The sequence below is a fragment of the Pseudomonas sp. LBUM1657 genome, from assembly GCF_059716075.1.
In genome coordinates, this window is sequence record NZ_CP166799.1 from 3,797,145 (window position 1) to 3,814,948 (window position 17,804).

General features: G+C 59.2%; 18 protein-coding genes and 2 pseudogenes. 6 read left to right on the forward strand and 14 right to left on the reverse strand.

The features are described from left to right. Positions 1 to 6: 6 nt before the first annotated feature. The 3 genes from ACA055_RS17475 to ACA055_RS17485 all read right to left on the reverse strand — a co-directional run bounded on the left by ACA055_RS17475 (position 7) and on the right by ACA055_RS17485 (position 3,085). Positions 7 to 879, reverse strand: a complete 873-nt coding sequence (locus ACA055_RS17475; RefSeq protein ID WP_497679789.1) for an ABC transporter permease — start codon at positions 877 to 879, stop codon at positions 7 to 9. Beyond that, the gene (locus ACA055_RS17480; RefSeq protein WP_497679790.1) at positions 866 to 1,939 is read right to left on the reverse strand and encodes an ABC transporter ATP-binding protein; all 1,074 of its coding nucleotides are present in this window, start codon (positions 1,937 to 1,939) and stop codon (positions 866 to 868) included. The genes ACA055_RS17475 and ACA055_RS17480 overlap by 14 nt, the downstream gene beginning before the upstream one ends. A 69-nt stretch (positions 1,940 to 2,008) precedes the next feature. Continuing rightward, positions 2,009 to 3,085 carry an ABC transporter substrate-binding protein gene (locus ACA055_RS17485; RefSeq protein ID WP_497679791.1) on the reverse strand — a complete coding sequence of 359 codons (1,077 nt, stop codon included), beginning with the start codon at positions 3,083 to 3,085 and terminating at the stop codon, positions 2,009 to 2,011. Positions 3,086 to 3,308: 223 nt separating this feature from the next. Here ACA055_RS17485 and ACA055_RS17490 point away from each other — a divergent pair, with 223 nt between their 5' ends. Next, the gene (locus ACA055_RS17490) at positions 3,309 to 4,205 is read left to right on the forward strand and encodes a LysR substrate-binding domain-containing protein (protein ID WP_497679792.1); all 897 of its coding nucleotides are present in this window, start codon (positions 3,309 to 3,311) and stop codon (positions 4,203 to 4,205) included. 178 nt (positions 4,206 to 4,383) lie between these two features. Further along, positions 4,384 to 6,354 (forward strand): acyltransferase family protein, encoded by a 1,971-nt coding sequence (locus tag ACA055_RS17495; RefSeq protein ID WP_497679793.1) that lies wholly within the window; start codon positions 4,384 to 4,386, stop codon positions 6,352 to 6,354. Positions 6,355 to 6,448: 94 nt separating this feature from the next. Here the strand turns inward: ACA055_RS17495 and ACA055_RS17500 are convergent, their stop codons facing one another. Next, positions 6,449 to 6,904 carry a GNAT family N-acetyltransferase gene (locus ACA055_RS17500; RefSeq protein ID WP_497679794.1) on the reverse strand — a complete coding sequence of 152 codons (456 nt, stop codon included), beginning with the start codon at positions 6,902 to 6,904 and terminating at the stop codon, positions 6,449 to 6,451. Between the two features lie 167 nt (positions 6,905 to 7,071). On the opposite strand from ACA055_RS17500, the gene ACA055_RS17505 reads away from it, so the two are divergent. Beyond that, positions 7,072 to 7,746, forward strand: coding sequence for an NADPH-dependent F420 reductase (locus ACA055_RS17505; protein ID WP_497679795.1), 675 nt, complete (start codon positions 7,072 to 7,074; stop codon positions 7,744 to 7,746). 18 nt (positions 7,747 to 7,764) lie between these two features. Here ACA055_RS17505 and ACA055_RS17510 read toward each other — a convergent pair whose 3' ends face one another. Continuing rightward, on the reverse strand, positions 7,765 to 8,454 hold the full coding sequence (locus ACA055_RS17510) for a TetR/AcrR family transcriptional regulator (RefSeq protein ID WP_497679796.1): 690 nt from the start codon (positions 8,452 to 8,454) through the stop codon (positions 7,765 to 7,767). Positions 8,455 to 8,628: 174 nt separating this feature from the next. Here ACA055_RS17510 and ACA055_RS17515 point away from each other — a divergent pair, with 174 nt between their 5' ends. Beyond that, positions 8,629 to 9,054: a DUF2871 family protein gene (locus ACA055_RS17515; protein WP_497679797.1), complete on the forward strand. Its 426-nt coding sequence runs from the start codon at positions 8,629 to 8,631 to the stop codon at positions 9,052 to 9,054. Between the two features lie 40 nt (positions 9,055 to 9,094). On the opposite strand, the gene ACA055_RS17520 is transcribed toward ACA055_RS17515, so the two are convergent. The 7 genes from ACA055_RS17520 to ACA055_RS17550 form a co-directional block, all read right to left on the reverse strand. Continuing rightward, positions 9,095 to 10,123, reverse strand: a complete 1,029-nt coding sequence (locus ACA055_RS17520; protein ID WP_497679798.1) for a chemotaxis protein CheB — start codon at positions 10,121 to 10,123, stop codon at positions 9,095 to 9,097. An 82-nt stretch (positions 10,124 to 10,205) separates the two neighbouring features. After that, a complete protein-coding gene (locus ACA055_RS17525; protein ID WP_497679799.1) occupies positions 10,206 to 10,664 on the reverse strand; it encodes a metallophosphoesterase family protein in 459 nt (152 codons plus the stop codon). Between the two features lie 55 nt (positions 10,665 to 10,719). Beyond that, positions 10,720 to 11,721 (reverse strand): cytochrome d ubiquinol oxidase subunit II, encoded by a 1,002-nt coding sequence (gene cydB / locus ACA055_RS17530; RefSeq protein WP_497679800.1) that lies wholly within the window; start codon positions 11,719 to 11,721, stop codon positions 10,720 to 10,722. Between the two features lie 12 nt (positions 11,722 to 11,733). Next, positions 11,734 to 13,110: a cytochrome ubiquinol oxidase subunit I gene (locus tag ACA055_RS17535; RefSeq protein WP_497679801.1), complete on the reverse strand. Its 1,377-nt coding sequence runs from the start codon at positions 13,108 to 13,110 to the stop codon at positions 11,734 to 11,736. A 171-nt stretch (positions 13,111 to 13,281) separates the two neighbouring features. Further along, complete coding sequence (locus tag ACA055_RS17540) at positions 13,282 to 13,674, reverse strand: GFA family protein (RefSeq protein ID WP_497679802.1); 393 nt, start codon at positions 13,672 to 13,674, stop codon at positions 13,282 to 13,284. 42 nt (positions 13,675 to 13,716) lie between these two features. Continuing rightward, the gene (locus ACA055_RS17545; protein WP_497679803.1) at positions 13,717 to 14,196 is read right to left on the reverse strand and encodes a VOC family protein; all 480 of its coding nucleotides are present in this window, start codon (positions 14,194 to 14,196) and stop codon (positions 13,717 to 13,719) included. A gap of 141 nt (positions 14,197 to 14,337) precedes the next feature. Continuing rightward, a complete protein-coding gene (locus ACA055_RS17550; RefSeq protein ID WP_497679804.1) occupies positions 14,338 to 14,532 on the reverse strand; it encodes a hypothetical protein in 195 nt (64 codons plus the stop codon). Between ACA055_RS17550 and ACA055_RS17555 the strand changes: the two are divergent. Together ACA055_RS17555 and ACA055_RS17560 are read left to right on the forward strand one after the other, a co-directional pair. Beyond that, positions 14,440 to 14,703, forward strand: a pseudogene (locus tag ACA055_RS17555) (isocitrate/isopropylmalate family dehydrogenase); the annotation flags it as partial. The gene ACA055_RS17550 and the pseudogene ACA055_RS17555 overlap by 93 nt on opposite strands. Next, positions 14,702 to 15,226 (forward strand): annotated as a pseudogene (locus tag ACA055_RS17560) (NAD(P)-dependent oxidoreductase); the annotation flags it as partial. The pseudogenes ACA055_RS17555 and ACA055_RS17560, both read left to right, overlap by 2 nt. A gap of 60 nt (positions 15,227 to 15,286) precedes the next feature. On the opposite strand, the gene ACA055_RS17565 reads toward ACA055_RS17560, so the two are convergent. Together ACA055_RS17565 and ACA055_RS17570 are read right to left on the reverse strand one after the other, a co-directional pair. Next, positions 15,287 to 16,300: a GlxA family transcriptional regulator gene (locus tag ACA055_RS17565; protein ID WP_497679805.1), complete on the reverse strand. Its 1,014-nt coding sequence runs from the start codon at positions 16,298 to 16,300 to the stop codon at positions 15,287 to 15,289. 215 nt (positions 16,301 to 16,515) lie between these two features. Further along, a complete protein-coding gene (locus tag ACA055_RS17570) occupies positions 16,516 to 17,748 on the reverse strand; it encodes a nucleoside permease (protein ID WP_497679806.1) in 1,233 nt (410 codons plus the stop codon). Between the last annotated feature and the right edge of the window lie 56 nt (positions 17,749 to 17,804).

Sequence of the window (17,804 nt, forward strand, 5' to 3'; positions counted from 1 at the left end):
GGCCGGTTACTCGAAGACTTGCTTGAAGCGACGCTCGGCCAGCTTGCTGCAACCCAAAATGATGATCAGGTTGGCGACAAGCAGGAGCATCGCGATGGCGGCGCCGAGGGGCCAGTTGAGGGTGCCGAGGAACTCGTCGTAGGCCGCCGTCGCCACAACTTTCAGACGACGCCCACCAATGATCGCCGGGGTGGCGAAGGCGGATGCCGCCAGGGCGAAGACGATGATCGAGCCGGAGAGAATGCCGGGCATGATCTGCGGCAGGATGATTCGGCGGAACACGGTGAGGCGCGAAGCGCCCAGGGACAGGCCGGCCCATTCCACCTGCAGGTCCAGCCGCTGCAACGTCGCCCATACCGCAATCACCATGAACGGCACCAGCACGTGGGTCAGGGCGATGATCACCCCGAGCTGGGTGAACAACATTTTCACCGGCTGATCTGTGATGCCCAGCGCTTGCAACGCATCGTTTATCAGCCCGTTGTTGCCCAGCAGGATCGCCCAGCCGAGGGTGCGCACCACCACCGAAATCAGCAGCGGTCCGAGTACCACCAGCAGGAACAGCGAACGCCAGCGCGGCGCCATGCGCGCAATGATGATGGTTTCCGGAACACCGAGCAGGACGCAAAGGACCGTGACCGCCAACGCCATGGCGCCGGTGCGCAGAAAGATTTCATGGAAGTAACCGTCCTTGAACACTTCCACATAATTGCCGAGGCTGTACACCGGCAACACGCCGTCGGTGTCGCTGTACAGGTTGAGCGACAACACCGCGGTCAACAGCAACGGCGCCAACAACAGCGCAATGAAGACCAGCAGCGCCGGCCCACTGAGCAACCACGGCGCAACGCCGACGTGTTCTGCGTCATACCTGGCCATGGGCGACCTCTCGATCCAGCAGACGCAGGTCATCGTCGGACCAGTCCAGGCCGATTTCGCTGCCTTCATTGGGCGGTGGCGTGCCGAGGTTGGGCTGGGTCATATGCACCAGCCCGAGGTGACTTTCCACCGCGATCAACCACAGATTGCCGAGAAACACCCGCAAGCGGATGCGCCCGTTCAAACGCCCCCTGCCCGCCTCCGTCAGACGGATTTTTTCCGGGCGGATGTAGACGTTGACGTCATTACCCAGCGAGCGATCTTCGTGGGGCACGTGCAGGAGCGTGTCCCGGACCTGAACATTGCAGCAACGATCATTGCGGGTTTGCACGGCGCCGGCGAAGGCGTTGGTCTTGCCCAGGAACGCCGAAGCGAAGGGTGAATGCGGGCGTTCATAGGCTTCGAACGGCGTATCGATCTGCACGATGCGGCCTTTGTGCATGACGGCGATGCGGTCGCTCATGGTCATCGCCTCGACCTGGTCGTGAGTCACCAGAATCGTGGTGATGCCCAGGTTGCGCTGAATGGCCCGCAACTCGATGTGCATCTCTTCGCGCAGCTTGGCGTCGAGGTTGGACATGGGCTCGTCGAGCAGCAACAGGTTGGGCCGGATCGCCAAAGCCCGGGCAATCGCGACTCGTTGACGCTGGCCACCGGACAGCGCTTTGGGATAACGCTCGCCCAGGCCGCCGAGGCGCACCAGGTCCAGCGCCTCGTCAACGCGCTTGCTCCGTTCAGCCTTGGGCACGCCGCGCATTTCCAGACCGAAACTGATGTTCTGTGCCACGGTCATGTGCGGGAACAGCGCGTAGCTTTGAAAGACAATGCCCAGGCCCCGTTGCTCGGGGCGTACATGGGTGATGTCACGGCCATCAAGGACAATGCGCCCTTCCGTGGGCTGCACGAAGCCGGCAATGGATTGCAGGGTGGTGGTCTTGCCGCATCCGGAGGGGCCGAGTAAAGCAATGAATTCGCCGTGCCGGACTTCCAGGTTCAAACCGTCGATGGCCCTGAAACTGCCATAGGTCTTGACGATGCCTTCGAGTGTGAGAAATGCCATTGGCTTGCCACGCAGGCACAGGCCTGCGTCTCCAGGAGGGTTTCGGGAAGGATCGGAGTCGTCGAGCGGCTAGCGCTCGACCGTGCGATTCCAGCGCGTTGTCCACTCACTGCGCTTCTGGTTGATCGTGTCCCAATCGACTTTGATCAACGCGTTCACCTTCTCCGGGCCATACGGCATGCGTGCGGCGATGTCCGGTTCAAGGGTGACGGTCTGGTTAACCGGCGCAAAGCCGTTTTCCCGGGCCTGGATGGTCTGCACTTCGGGTGACAGCACGTACTGGATGAACTGCTGCGACAACTCGGGCTGCGCATTGGGCGTGACGCCACAGGCCGCGATCTGCAAGGCGATGCCGCCTTCTTTCGGGTAGATGAACTTGAGTGGAAAACCGGTGCCCTGCAACGCCACCGCACGACCGCTGCCGTATACCGCCATCACCACGTCGCCGTTCTGCATCATGCCGTCCATCTCACCCGGGGCTGACACCCAGGCCAATACGTTCGGGCCGATTTCGTCTTTCAGCGCCTTGAAGCCAGGGTCGATATTCTTTTCGCCACCGCCGCGCAAACGGGCCATTTCGACCAGGGTGTGCAAGCCGTAGGTGTTGGTCACGGGCGGCATGCCCAGCAGTTGCTTATAGCGTGGATCGGTGAGGTCTTCCCAGGAATCCGGCGCTGCCCAACCACGTTTCTTGAAGGCCTCTTCGTTGTAGCCGATACCCGTGGCGACCACTCCGACGCCCGTCGCTTCGGGGCTGATTCGCGCCAGCGGATAGAGGTCTTTGTAGACCGGTGCATCGGTGAGTTTTTCGCACAGGCCCATTTGCAGCGCCTGATACATCGGCCCGTCGTCCATCATCGCCACGTTGATCTGCTGACGCCCTTTCTGCGCCTGCAATTTGGCCAGGGTTTCGGTGGAATTGCCGGCGACGTACACCACTTTGACGTTGTGTTGTTTCTCGAACGCGGGGATGACTTTGGTCTTGTACATCTGCTCGGTGGACCCTCCGACACCGGCCACATAGAGCGTGGGTTCGGCGAATGCGGAGCCACTGCCTAACCCGACAAGGGCGACAGCGACAGCAGTGACAATGCGGGTCAGAGGACGAAACGACGGTGTTGCTGAGGTCGAGTTATGGCTATTCACAGACTATCTCCGAAGTGCGTGGGGCAGATCGAACAATGCGTCAGTTGCTTCGGCGTCAATCGAAGCCATGCAGCGCGGTGCATGTTCCCGGCGAATACCTCACGGGATGGCGCATCTTCATGTGCGCTATGGGTTGCTGGTCTGGAGTATTGCGATGCACTATCCATGTGGTCAAATCACAATATCCGGGTTAGCTATTCATATTTGATATGGAAGGTCGGGCATGAACCTCAGGCAAATAGAAGCATTCCGTAGCGTGATGCGATTGGGCTCGATGACGGCGGCGGCAGAAGTGCTGTACACCTCGCAGCCCAACGTCAGCCGGCTGATTGCGCAGCTGGAACTGAGCACCGGCTTGACCTTGTTCAAGCGTGCGGGTGTGCGATTGATCCCGACTCAGGAAGGTCAGGCGTTCTTTCATGAGGTCGAGCGTGCTTATGTCGGCCTCGACAGCCTCAAGCATTCGGCGAAGAACATTCGCAATCTGGGCACTGGTCGTCTGCGGGTGGCGGCCGTGCCATCGACCGGTATGAGCGTGCTGCCCAGGGTGCTCAAGACCTTCACCGATTCGCGCCCGGAGCTCACGGTGTCGTTACACGTGAACTCCTCGCCGACGGTGGAGCAATGGGTAAAATCGCAGTTCTGCGACATCGGCATCGTGGTTCACCCCGGCGATGTCCAAAGCCAACAGGTCGAGCTGCTCGCCGAGGTAGCGGCCGTGTGCGTGTTGCCACGTGCACATCCACTCTCGGAACGCTCACAGATCACTTTCGAAGACCTCGAAGGGCAAGCGTTCGTGTCGCTCTGTCACGGAGATGGCACACGCTCAATGGTGGATGGCTTGTTCGAGCAGGCGGGCGTGGAACGCGTGATGGCTGTCGAAGCGCAGTACAGCGCGATCAACTGCGAAATGGTGGCCCTCGGCATGGGCATCACCCTCGCCCACCCGCTGGTGGCCAAGGATTATCTTCACCGCGACATCGTGGTCAGACCGTTCAGGCCGGACATCCTGTTTCCAACCTATGTGATCTGGCCGACCGCCCAGGCGAGGACGCGATTGGCGGAGGAATTCGTCGATACATTGAAGGCGTATTACCGGGATTCGCTGGACGCCGTTTAGCTAAATATTGGGTCGAAAGCAGCTCATCTTTGCGTCATATCACGTTCGAAGCGAGCAGGCATCAGGCCGTTATTTCGCATTCAATTTTGCTTACCGTCAATTTTCCAACTACAACTGATATCTGGGGTGGAGTGCGTCCAAATCTTGACAGTGGCTGTCATGGTCGGACGTCCGACTGATGGCAACAGCGTTAGGGATGGTCAGGCACATGGCTCAGGGCAAGTACCGCTCCGACATAGATGGGCTGCGGGCTGTGGCGGTGATTGCGGTAGTCCTGCATCACCTCAACACCAGCCTGCTGCCAGGGGGGTTCGTGGGCGTTGACATCTTCTTTGTCATCTCCGGCTTTTTGATCACCTCCCAGGTGTTTTCCGAGGTCAAGCGCAACGCTTTCTCGCTGAAGGTTTTTTATCAGCGACGCATCAATCGCATTGTTCCTGCATTGGTAACGGTACTGCTGGCGACCGCGATCGTCGGGGCTTTTATCCTTTCTCCGATCGACCTGATCCGGCTCAACGTCAGCACACTCCTCTCTTTGCTGGGCGTCTCGAACATCTATATCTGGGTCAAGTACGGCAACTATTTCGCCGCCGACGCCAGTGAAGCCCCCCTGCTGCACACTTGGTCACTGGGTATTGAAGAGCAGTTCTACCTGCTCTGGCCACTGTTCATCGTGTTGCTCTATCGCTTGGCGCCGCGTTACGTGCTGCCGGTCTTGGCCATTGGCGTGCTAGTCGCGGTTGGCGTTTCAGAATACGCGACAGGCGTCTTTGCGACCGCCGCCTACTATCTGCTGCCTACGCGCTTTTTCGAATTGATGCTGGGTGGGCTGCTGGGGATCTACCTTCATCAACCGCGCATCATCGGAAAGCTGACAGCCCATGGTTTTGCGCTGGCAGGCTACCTGTTGATCGGTTTTTCGCTGGTTGCCTTGAACGCCAACTCGACCTTCCCCGGGATCAACGCCCTGATCCCGTGCCTGGGGGCCGCGTTGTTGATCCTGGCCGGCAACGGCGACACGCGCTCGCGCTTGCTCACCAACCGTCCCATGGTGTTTATCGGCCTGATTTCCTATTCGTTGTATTTGTGGCACTGGCCGTTGATTGCCTACCTGAGTTACCTGGAGATCCCCATCGATTTGCCTGTCGGGGCGATGCTGATCGCGGTATCCATCATCCTCGCGTGGCTAACCTGGCGTTATGTCGAGGTGCCCTTTCGGCGTAATGGGGCAACGTGGCACTTTTCCCGGGTCTTCGCCCGCCGATTCGCCTTTCCGGCACTGGGCCTGGCCACGTTGGCGGCACTGAGCCTGCAATTCAACGGCTTTCCGCAACGTTTCAGCCCTGATGTTTTGCTACTTGAAGCGATGACCCAGCAGAAGCCGAGCGAGATTCGTAGCGGATGCCACGTCACCAACGCGCTGTACGGCACCGGACCTAATGACGCGTGTCGTCTGGGGGTCAAAAAAGAACAGCTGGACGGCATCATGATCGGTGATTCGTTTGCCAATCACTTCACCGGCATGGTCGATCTTCTGGCCAAACCAGACAACCTCTCGATCATGGACTACACCATGGACTCGTGCCCGCCGATCATCGGCTACACGGTCGACATGTCCGCGGTCTATGCCGAGCATTGTGCAAAACGTAACGAACGAGCGTTCAACCTGATCGAACAGAACAAATTCCACTACGTGGTACTGGCGGCGATTTGGCCCAGGGACGCGATTGCCAAAGACATCGTCGAAGCGAGTATCAAGCGGGTGGTGGAGCACAGCGACGAGGTCATCGTCATCTTGAGGAATCAGAGCATCGCAAAGGCCGCAAGCTGCCCGATTCGCCAATTGATGTTCGGTACCGACCACAATTGCTCGGTCACCCAAAGTGCCGTGGCGCCCTATTGGGCTGACGTACGCGCGAAGTTCCCGCAGGTGCACTTTATCGATCCCAATCAAGTGATATGCCCGGCAGGCGTGTGCAGCCCGATTATCAAGGGCCAACTGCTGTACCTGGATGATTCTCACTTGAATGAAGTGGGTTCGCGTTTTATCGGCCGTACGTTACTGGACCGAGGCTACTCGTTGCTGCACGACCCGGTGGCTACCCCACGTGCAGTCGAGACGAAGTTTGATGCCGCCGTTCATCTATAGAGGCGATCAAGCCTCAAGAGCATCACGCTGACGGACGATTGCAACGCCTTTGTTCGATGTCTGCCCTGACCGCCAGCCGGGTCACAGAGGTGCACTACTGCGTTAACGGTCTCCGCATGATGATTGTGCGCTCGGCACCGTGGAACTCATCCCGTACCTTTCGAAAACCCAGTGAGGCGTAAAAGCCTTCTGCGGTGATGGAGGATGGCACGCGCAATACATCAAGGCCTGCGCTGAGGGCGGCGGTATGAATCACAGCCATGAGCTGCCTGCCGATTCCGCGCCCTTGATGCTGCGGTTCGACAAATACGCTTCTTACAACGTCCCCGTCCAGGCTGGCGGTTGCGACGACACGATGATCGACAGAGGCCACATAAACCCGGCGCTGCGTCATCAACTGATGGATCGCCTGCGGGGAAAAGCTCTGCTCCACCTGAGCAATCACATCGGGCGGATAATCCTGCGCATTGGACTCACGCAGGGCGCTGATCACAACGTGGCTTATCGCTCGTGCATCCTCGCTCGTTGCGAGGCGAACCTGACAATCCATCTTCACTACCTCCCTCCGTGTGGTCGTCCAATCTTAAACATAGGCGAGGACACAAGAAACGCTGAAGGGGGTCAGCCGAGGTCCGCTGCACCCGTACGCGCCTTTCGTTTATGCGCAAGCTCTACTACGGTGGTTACATGACCGTTTTCCAACCCGGAGCGCAGCGCATGTCCAGAACCCTCTTTCTTACGTTCGCCGGTCTGGTCCTGTTCACCAGCCAGGCTATGGCGGACACCCTGAAAATCAGCGTGATCGGCGCCGGTAAAGTCGGCGGTACACTTGGCACGCTATGGGTAAAGGCTGGCCACTCGGTGATGTTTTCGTCACGCCACCCCGAGGAGCTGACGGACCTGGTCAAGACCGCCGGCCCCAATGCTCGGGCGGGCTCGGTCAGCGATGCAGCCGCATGGGGCGATGTGATCGTGCTGAGTGTTCCCTACGGGGCAATGCCGGTGCTGTCCGAACAGCTGAAGGGCAAGCTGGGCGGCAAAGTGGTGTTCAGTACCAGCAACCCATTCAGCGGCCGTGACGGAGACGTTGGGCGCAAGGCGCTGGATCAGGGAGTCGCCTTAGCGGACCAGCACTATCTGCCCGGCGTTCACCTGGTGCGCGCGTTCAACGCCATAGGCTACGCATCAATGAAAAGCGAGGCCGGCAAAAACAAGGCGATTCCCACCTTCGCCGATGATGCCCAGGCCCGGGACCTGGGTGCCCGGTTGGTGCGCGACGCCGGGTTTGTACCGGTACTTCTACCGCTGGCGCGAGCTAATGAAGGTTTGCCGGGTGGACCGCTCAGTGGCGTTTGGAGCGAAGCCGAACTCAAGCAAAAGATGGGCCCGTAGCGAGCAGTCTCTGGCGATTCAGTCTGGTGGAGCAGAAGACCGCGATTTCGCAGGCCTGGCGCTTCGCTTTTGTCGCGACTGTTCATCCTCCGCCAGTGCCTGGCGAACGAGCGCCCGAGCCGCCCAGGCGGCGGTGTCGAGTGATTCGTCGATGGTCGCGCCACTGATATCGCGCACGGCGATCAACGCTTCGGTGCCCATGACAATCGACAGCGCCTGCTTCAGTCGTTTGCGCGCCCGGGGTGTGAGCACGTCCTTCAACGAGTCGACAATCGGTTCGATGTAGCTCATGCGTCGGCCAGGTCGCAGCGGCTCGTGGGACTCGCTTTCGAGCCACACCGTCATGAACGAACGTTCCATCACGTGCAGGCCGATCTCGTCATCGATCAAGAGTTTGTTCAACGCGTTCGCCGCCAGGCCAATGCCCTTTACCGGATCGTCGCCCGGTCGCCAGATGTGCTCCAGCGGCGTCATGTCACGATCGGCTGCCGTCTCGCTTATCAATGCCTCGGTCGAGGGAAAGTAGCGATATGCCGTGGCGCGCGACACCATCGCGCGCTCGGCCACTTGCGCAACCGTCGGGTTATGGCCCTCGTCGCGCAATGCGACGGCGGCATCGATAAGCGCCTGGCGTGTTCGCAACTTCTGGTTGGCGCGGCCTTGCGGATCGCCGTCACGGACCGACGGGCTTGACTTCGGAATCGACATGGAATAAATGATACTCCGTCTTATCATGAGACTTGAGTCTCATAATAGACGCCTGGCAACCAACCAACAAGAGGTCGCTCATTATGAGTGGGCACAACCGCCGCGCCGGGCAAAACAACTTCACATAGTGTTATCAGCAACTGAGCGCGCCCAAGGGCGCATGAGGTGAATGCCATGAATCACAATTCCCGTTCGCGGACCTGGTTTCGGCTCGCTGCCCTCTACTTTGTCATTGGCGTGCTGCTGGGTGTGGCGATGGGCGCTTCCGGCGACCACTCGCTCTTCGCGGTACATGCTCACGTCAATCTGTTGGGATGGGTGTCGATGGCACTGTTCGGACTCATCGGCACAGCGCACCCTTCAATCACCGAAGGGCGCGCTGCGGCAGCACAGTTCTGGACGTACAACGTTGGCGTCCCGGTGATGCTCGGCGCACTGACGCTGCGCCTCAAGGGCTTCCCGTCAGTCGAACCATTGATTGGCGCCGCATCTATCCTCATTGGCTGCAGCGTGCTGCTTTTTGTGTGGCAGGTGTTCTCGCGCATCGGTGTAACGGCCAAGGGCTTGAGCAGCGCAACACGCGAATCGCCCATGACATGACGTGGATGACAGGGCAGCGTATCGGTGCGGGGGGGACCCGCTATTTATCGTCATCGTGACCGAAGAATTTGGGATCGAGCACCAACGCGCGCAGTGGCTTCAAGCGCTTTTCGGCCAAGTCGGCTTGCCGGGCGCATTCGGTGGCGTCCTCGGTGGCGCCCACCGCCGCCGCCTGTCCAGCCATTTGGCGCAGCAGCAGGATCCTTTCCTCCACCGCCCTCAAGGTGTCCCAAAGCCCCGAGTCGATGGCAGCATTGACTTCACAAATGAGTGACTTGATCGAAAAGGCATGGCCTGTATGGCAACGAAATCTGACGATTGAGCCTTCCTCAATCTGCACGAGCACGCCATGACAATCCGGGCAGGTGAACTGGGAAACCTTGCCTAACCCCATGACACCAGCCTCGAGACCGTTGCCTTTCAAGGAGATGATGTTCTCGATGACATGGCGGGGCCTTACATCCTGTTCAGGTGGGCCATCAATCCGGCTGCCGACCCTCTTGGAGAGTTCACTGGCGAGCACTGCCGCGGTGCCGACAAGATCGATCTTCACATGCTCGATTGCACTGTCGGGCATCGAACTCAGCAGGGCTTCGGAAGGTTCCTGGACGTAAGTCAAACCACCCCGGTCTTTTACCGCCCATAATCCGGCGGTCCCGTCGTCCAATGCGCCCGACAGAATGACGCCAATCACACGAGCGCCGTAGTTGACCGCCGCCGAACGGAACAGCACGTCCACCGCAGGACGTACGCGGCACTCCTTGGGTCCACGCGTCAGTCGTATCCCGTCCTCCGTCAGCATCAGGTGCCGATCCGCGATGGCGACATAGACCGTACGAGCTTCGATACGCTGACCGTCCTGAGCCGCTACGACCCGCATGCTCGTCACATTTGAGAGCACACGATGAAGGACGCTCGGTTGATGGGCGGGAATATGCAGCACCACCAGAAACGCAGCGGGCAAGTCGGCGGGTAGATTTTCAAACAAGGCGATCAGCGCCTGAACGCCACCCGCGGAGGTGCCAATGACGACGATGTTTCGCACGTTTGCATCAAGTTCATTCGTCACGGGACGCCTCCAACCCACCCATCGACCATCCTCTTACAGTAGACGCTAACCACAGGGGTGGGCGTTTGATGTAAGTGAATGGTCATTCCAGTAGCGAGACCAGACGAGGCTCAATCGAGGTCGAAAGCACTTCAAGCAGCGCCAGCGTCACCGGCAGTTTGAAGCGTCGCCGGCCGGCGCTCCCGGGGTTGAGATAGAGTTTTTCGCCATGCCATTCGATGCGCGGCTTGTGCGAATGGCCGGTGATCACCAGTTTTATATCGCCATCGAGTTCAGCTGGAACGTCGGCGATGTCATGCACGAGCAGCGTCGGCCATCCGTTGAGGTCGAAACGGAGAACGTCGGGGAGATTTTCTGCCCAAGGGGCGTCCAGGTCGTTGTTCCCGCGGACTACATACAGTGGGGCGATAGACGCCAGTTGAGCGAGAATGTCGGGGTTGCCGATGTCACCCGCGTGAATGATCTGTTCACAACCCTTCAGGGCAACAATGGCTTCGGCGCGGAGCAAGCCATGGGTATCGGAAATCACACCAACTTTCATGCAAAGCTCCAGACCAGGGGGCGCGCCAGCGCCAACGATAAACCCAAGGTTTCAATCAATCACGAACGGCACGCACCTTCCCGCTAAAGACCTTAAAGCCGTAGGTGTTGTAAATCAGCGTCACCGGTATCAGCACGGCGAAACCGACCAACATGAACCTCTGGCTGGTCGGACTGGACGCGGCGGCTTGCAAGGTCAGATGAGGCGGGACAATCAGCGGATAGAGCGCCACGAGCATCAATGCGAAAGCCAACACAAAGATGCCCAATGCCGCGAACAGCGGCAGGTACTCCCGGCGACTTCGAAAGCCCAGGATGAAGCCGATCAGCAGTGAAAAGACCAGGGTTGCGGCCGGCATCCAGACAAGGTGATCCGAAAGCCGCTGCGCATATCGGGTGTCCAGTGTCGCTGTCCAGGCAACCAACACGGTCAATAGCGCCAAGGTTACGAGGGCCAGCACCCTCGCCTGACGACCTGATCGCTGCTGGAGTTCGTCGTCCGTTCGCCAATACAACCAGCAGGCGCCCAGCCACGTGTAGCCGACCACAAGCACTGCACCACAATACAGCGGAAACAGGCCCAGCCACTCCAGACTGTTACCACTGTACTGCCCGCCCTGATTGGGTATGCCTTGAACCAGCGTACCCAACACCACCCCTTGAGAGGCGCCGGCGAGCAGTGAACCACCCGACAGCAAACCGTCGACGGCGCGCTTGATTCCGTCGCTGGGCGAATAGTCACGAAACTCCAACGCTACCACTCGAAGAATCAACGCCAAAAACATCAGGATAAACGGCAGATAAAGCGCCGGCAGCAGGATGGCGTAGGCCAGTGGAAACAACGCCAGCAGCCCGCCACCCCCAAGCACGAGCCAGGTTTCATTGGCATCCCAGATCGGCAGGATGGTCACTGCCATGGTACGACGCTGCCGTCTGCTACGGGTGAAGCCCATCAGCACGCCAACGCCAAGATCAGTGCCGTCCAACAGCACATAGTTCAGTACCGAGAACGCCAGGGCCGCAGCGGAAAGTAGTGTTATCCAGTCATTGTCCAACATGGATTCATGCCCTCAGGACTCACCTGTCTCGTCAGCCAGGGTTGGCTGCGGCCCGGGCTCGTCCTTGTGCGGTGGTTCACGTAGAAGTCGCAGCAGGACCCAGAGGCCCACCCCGAATATCAGCAGGTAAAACGACAGGATGACCCAGGTTGACCCGATCACCTGCTGCCGGGAAACCGATGACAGACTGTCAGCCGTGCGCAGCAAGCCATAGACCGTGAAGGGTTGACGGCCAACCTCGGTCACGACCCAGCCACTGAGCATCGCCAGTAATCCAGCCGGGGCCATCAGCACACACCCTCGGAGCATCCAACGCGCTGCGTACAACCGTTTTCGCCATCGCAATACCAAACTGGTCAGGCCCTGCCCCAGCATCAACAGGCCCAGGCCAACCATGAAGCGAAAAGCGAAGAACACCACGGGCACCGGCGGGATGTCCTGAGGCGGGAATTCATCCAGCGCGGCGATGGTGCCGCTCAGGTCATGCCGCAGGTACAGCGAACCTATGCGCGGAATCGCCACTTCCCAATGGTTGCGTCGCTCGACCATGTCTGGCAGTGCGAACAAGCGTAATGGCTCGCCTGCACCTTCAGGCGGGCGCGTCCAGGAGCCTTCGATGGCAGCAACCTTTTGCGGCTGAACCTTGAGGCTGTGCTGACCATGAAGCTCTCCAGCCACAATTTGCAGGGGCGCGAGCACGACAATCGTCCACAGCGCCATCGAGTATTGAAGGCGAGCTCGCGGGTTCTCAGGCGCCTTTAACAGTTGCCATGCACTGGCACCGGCCACCAGTGTGGCGGTGCCGAGCAACACCGCCAATGTCATATGCACAAAACGATACGGGAACGATGGATTGAAGATGATCGCCCACCAATCCTCGGCGATGAAGCGGCCATCCGTGCCAATGGCGTAACCGGCGGGCGTATGCATCCAGGAATTGGCCGACAGGATCCAGAAAGCGCTGATCAGCGATCCAGCGGCTACCGCGCAGGTGGCGAAGAAATGCAGGCGCGGGCCTACCTTCTTTAATCCGAATAACATGATGCCAAGAAAGCCAGCCTCCAGAAAAAAGGCGGCAAGCACTTCGTAGAACATCAATGGGCCGAGGATATCTCCCGCCTGAGTCGAAAGCCGCGACCAATTGAGCCCGAACTGGTACTCCAGGATCAGGCCCGAGGCAGTGCCCACCGCCACGTTGAGGGCAAACACTTTTAGCCAGTAACGGTAGACGTCCAGGTAGATCTTTCGCCCACGCCACAACCAAAGCGCTTCGAGCACCATCAAAAAGTTCGCCAGACCAATGGTGAGTGCCGCCAGCACGATATGAAAGCTGATGGTGATCGCAAACTGGACACGCGCCGCCATCAGCGCCGAATCAACCGCGTCCATGCCGTCCACTTGCCGCTATTAGCCAACGCAAGCAGGGATCAGCTGTTGGCAGCAGCCAGCGATGGTGACGCAGATCGCCAAAGGTGTGGGCGGGAATAGGCATGACATCGGTCCGATGCAATAGTTGTCGGTTGACTCTGCTCAGTGGCAATGATTCCGAAAGTGTGCGACCTACTCCTCGAAGCGACCGGTGGCGTCACGATCGCGCTCGTAGCGTCTCGCGAGCGGAAACGGCGGCAACCAGGACTCGCGACGGACGATCCAGCTTTCGTAGGTTGGCATCAGTTGGTCAGGGGCATCCAGGGAGCCCAGGTTCACTTCGATTTCGTCGGCGGTGCGGGCGAAAACGGACGAACCGCAGCGGGGACAGAAAAACCGCCCGGCGTAGTCGCGTGTTTCGCCTTCGATCGTCACCGCATCCTGAGGGAATATCGCAGAAGCGTGAAAGAGCGCCCCATGATGCTTGCGGCAGTCGAGACAGTGACAAACGCCGACCCGGTATGGAAGACCCGACGCCTCAATTCGGACGTTACCGCACAGGCAACCGCCGGTGAATCGGTCCATGCTGAGTCCCCTCTAACATCAAGCGGTCGGAATGTTTGCTGGTTAACGCCCAAGCGCCGCTTCGATCCCAGCGATGTCGATCTTTCCCATCGTCATCATCGCTTCGAACGCGCGCTTGGCCGCAGCTCGATCGGGATCGGCTATTGCGGCCGTCAGGATGCGTGGGGTGATCTGCCACGACAGTCCCCACTTGTCCTTGCACCAGCCGCATGCACTTTCCTGGCCGCCGTTTCCGACAATCGCGTTCCACAAACGATCCGTTTCGGCTTGGTCGTCAGTGGCGACTTGGAACGAAAAAGCCTCGTTGTGCTTGAACACCGGCCCCCCGTTCAGCCCGAGACACGGGATGCCCATCACCGTGAACTCAACCGTCAAGACATCGCCCTGCTTCCCCGCCGGATAGTCACCCGGCGCGCGATTGACAGCGCCCACCGTGCTGTCCGGGAACGTCTGCGCGTAGAACGTCGCAGCCTCCAGCGCGGCGCCTTCATACCAGAGACAAATCGTATTCTTGCTGACCATCTTGGATCTCCAGAATCGGGAATGACACGTGCATTCTAGCAGCGCAGGCAGCGGGCTTGATTTGGCGAACGAGTCGCACAAGACGCAGCCCCCATAAATCCCTGATGTCTTCTCCTGGCCCCCCCTCAAAAAGCTGCCCGTTCAAACATAGCAGGACATGCCGCCCCACCTCTCTAATACGAAATTATTCACTTTTCCCTCAATGAAAGGTGCGTTGCCGCCCAGCTCCAGGCTCAGGCGCGGGACGAACGCGTCGTCGAAATGGGCAAGCGTTACCCTGACGTCAAGGTCGACAAGTTCCACATCGACATCCTCACCGCCAACTTCGTCCTGCACCCGGACTGGTTCGATGTGGTGGTGGCGAGCAACCTGTTCGGTGACATTCTTTCCGACCTCGGCCCCGCCTGCACCGGCACCATCGGGATCGCACCCTCGGCCAACATCAACCCGGAGCGCGACTTCCCGAGTCTGTTCGAGCCGGTTCGCGGTTCGGCGCCCGACATCGCTTGGCGTCATGGGCCTGGGCAATCTGGGGATGGCGGTCCTGGATCGTTTGCGCACCTTCGGTTTCAGCCTCAAGGGCTGGGCCCGCTCGGCAAAGCAGATCGATACGGTCGAGTGTTTCGCCGGGACTGAACAGTTGCCGCAGTTCCTCAGTCAATGCGACATCCTGATTTGCCTGTTGCCGCTGACCCAGGACACCCGAGGCATTCTCGACGCCTCGACCTTCGCCGCCCTGCCCCGTGGCGCGAAGCTGATCAATCTTGGCCGAGGGGCTCATCTGGTCGAAGCCGACCTGCTCCAGGCGCTGGACAGCGGCCACCTGGAGCATGCCGTGCTCGACGTACTGAATGACGAACCGCCCGCCGCCGACCACCCCTTCTGGCTACACCCGAATATTTGGCTGACGCCCCACATCGGCGCCATGACCCAGCCGGAAACCGCCTTCGAAGTCTTGCTGGCCAACATCCGGCGCCATCAGCAGGGCGAAGCGATGATTGGCAGCATCGAGCGCAGCACGGGCTACTGATCAATCCATCAACCCGCGGTTCAGGGCATGGTTACCAGCAAGGCCACTCGATGAGCACGCTTACTTGACGAGTCGCGTTTCCTTAGACGGCCGGTAGCCGAAATACGAGCTGTAGCACTTGCTGAAATGGCTCGGCGACACAAAGCCACACGCCACCAACACGTCCACCTGGGAGAGTTCGGTGTGCTGCAGCAGTCGTCGCGCCTCAGTGATGCGCAATTCCATGTAATAGCGTTGCGGCGTGGTGCCCAGTTGCTCCTTGAACAAGCGCTCAAGTTGGCGACGAGAACGACCGGCATAAACGGCGAGCTGCTCCAGTTCAAGCGGCTCTTCGAGGTTGGCATCCATCAGCTTGACCACCTCGCGTAACGGCGCGCTCACACAGATATTTTCAGTCGGCTTGATGCGCCGGTAGCGAGACTCCTCGAACGCCAGGATGTCTTCGATCCCCTCGACGAGAGCTTTGTCGTGCAGTCCTTTGATCCAGTCCAGCGCCATATGGAATGCCCCGGACGGACTGGACGCTGTGAGCCGGTCGCGATCAATGACATAGGGCTCGCTGCTGACATGGGTCGCCTTGGCGATTTCAGTGAGTGCGGGACGGTGTTCGGGGTGAATCGCGCAACGATAGCCATCGAGCAAACCGGCGCGTCCCAGGAACCATGCGCCATTCCACAAACCGGCCAGGCTGACGCCAAGGTCTGACGCCATTCTCAGCAAACTGATGAGCTCATCCGTCGCTTTCAGTTCAGTCCTGTAGCCGCCGCAAATGACCAGCAGATCCAGGTTATGAATGGCTGAAGCATCGATCCGTGCGTCCGGGCGAATGACCAGGCCCAGGTCGCTGATGACCTCCCCGTCGTTCAAGCCGAACGTTCGGGAAGCGAACAACTTTGGACGTAGTAGATTCGCGGTGACAATCGTATCCAATGCTTGCGTGAATGCAGGCAACGAGAAATGTTCGAGCAGTAAAAAGCCCGCCCGTGCCATTTGGGCAGGCTGGTCAGGGTGCTCGTTCAGATAGCGGAGGTTTTTCCCCTTCATGCCTCCGCTGAATTGGCGTCGTTCGATCAATGTTCAACCTACTCTGTCACGTTAACCAACTGTCATTGTTGAGTAAGCGTAACGCAAAACGCCGCAAGTAAAACCAGCCTTCTCTGCGGCGCGATCAGGCGAGCTGAAAGCCGTGACGTAGAGGGTCGTCCCAGCAGATGAAATGATGAACCCCGCTGATTTTGCTGGACTCAATCAGTCGGAGGCAATTGCTCACCTCCGACAGCGCCAAGTCATCAGACAGTCGTTTGCACAACCGCCGTTTGCCGGCCTTTGAACGCCAGCGCAAAACAGAAGAAAATCGCCAGCGCAAACCCTGCCGGGAACAACCAGATGCTTTTCCAGTCATGGCTGTCCACCGAGGCGTAGTGGTCGGTCACCTGCCCTGCCACCCAGAAACCAATCAACATGCCCAGGCCGTAGGTCGCCAACGTAATCAGGCCCTGGGCCGAGCTTCTGAAGCGCTCCGAGGCTTTGGCGTCGGTGTAGATCTGGCCGGAGACGAAGAAGAAGTCGTAGCAGATGCCGTGCAAGGCGATGCCGGTGAACAGCATGAACGCCAGGTCGCCATTGTTACCGTAAGCGAACAACAAGTAGCGCAAGGCCCACGCCAGCATTCCCACCAGCAGCGCGATTTTGATCCCGAAGCGATGGATGAACAGCGGCAGGAGCAGCATGAACAGCACTTCGGAAACCTGCCCGATGGCCATTTTCGCCGTGGGGTTGGTTACGCCGATTTCCGCCAGGAACGGGTTGGCATTCTGGTAATAAAACGCCAACGGAATGCAGATCAGAATGGAGGCGATGAAGAACACCAGATAGCTGCGATCCTTCAGCAAACCCAAGGCATCCAGCCCGAGCATTTGCTTGAGGCCGCCGCTGCCCGACTCAGGCTTCAATGGCGCGGTGCGCGGCAAGGTGAAGCTGTAGAGCCCCAGAACCAGAGACGCAATCGCCGACATCAAAAAGGTATTGCGCAACCCGCCTGATGAAATCGCGGTTTGGGAGTCCCAGGCAAACACAAAGCTGATCACCACGCCGGCCACAATCCAGCCGATGGTGCCCCACACGCGGATGCGGGAAAACTCCAGGGCCGGGTCAGTCATTTGCCGGAACGCGACTGAATTGACCAGGGCCAGGGTCGGCATGTAGATCATCATGTAGGCCAGCACAAACGGATAAAACGTGCTGAAGTCCGGCGCTCGATACAGCTGGTACAGCAACACCGCGCCGACCAGGTGCAACACCGCGAGGATGCGCTCGGCGTTGAAGAAACGGTCGGCGATCAAACCGATCACAAAAGGCGCGATGATCGCGCCCCAGGATTGGGTCGAGAACGCCATGCCGATCTGCCCGCCGCTGGCGCCCAGGTTACTGGCGAGGAAGGTGCCGAGGGTGACAAACCATCCACCCCAGATAAAAAACTGCAGGAACATCATTGCGCTTAATCGCGCGGTCATCGTGGTCATAACAGTCACCGTCTTATTGTTTTTTTTGTTGGAGAAAGGAGCGAACAACGTTTTAT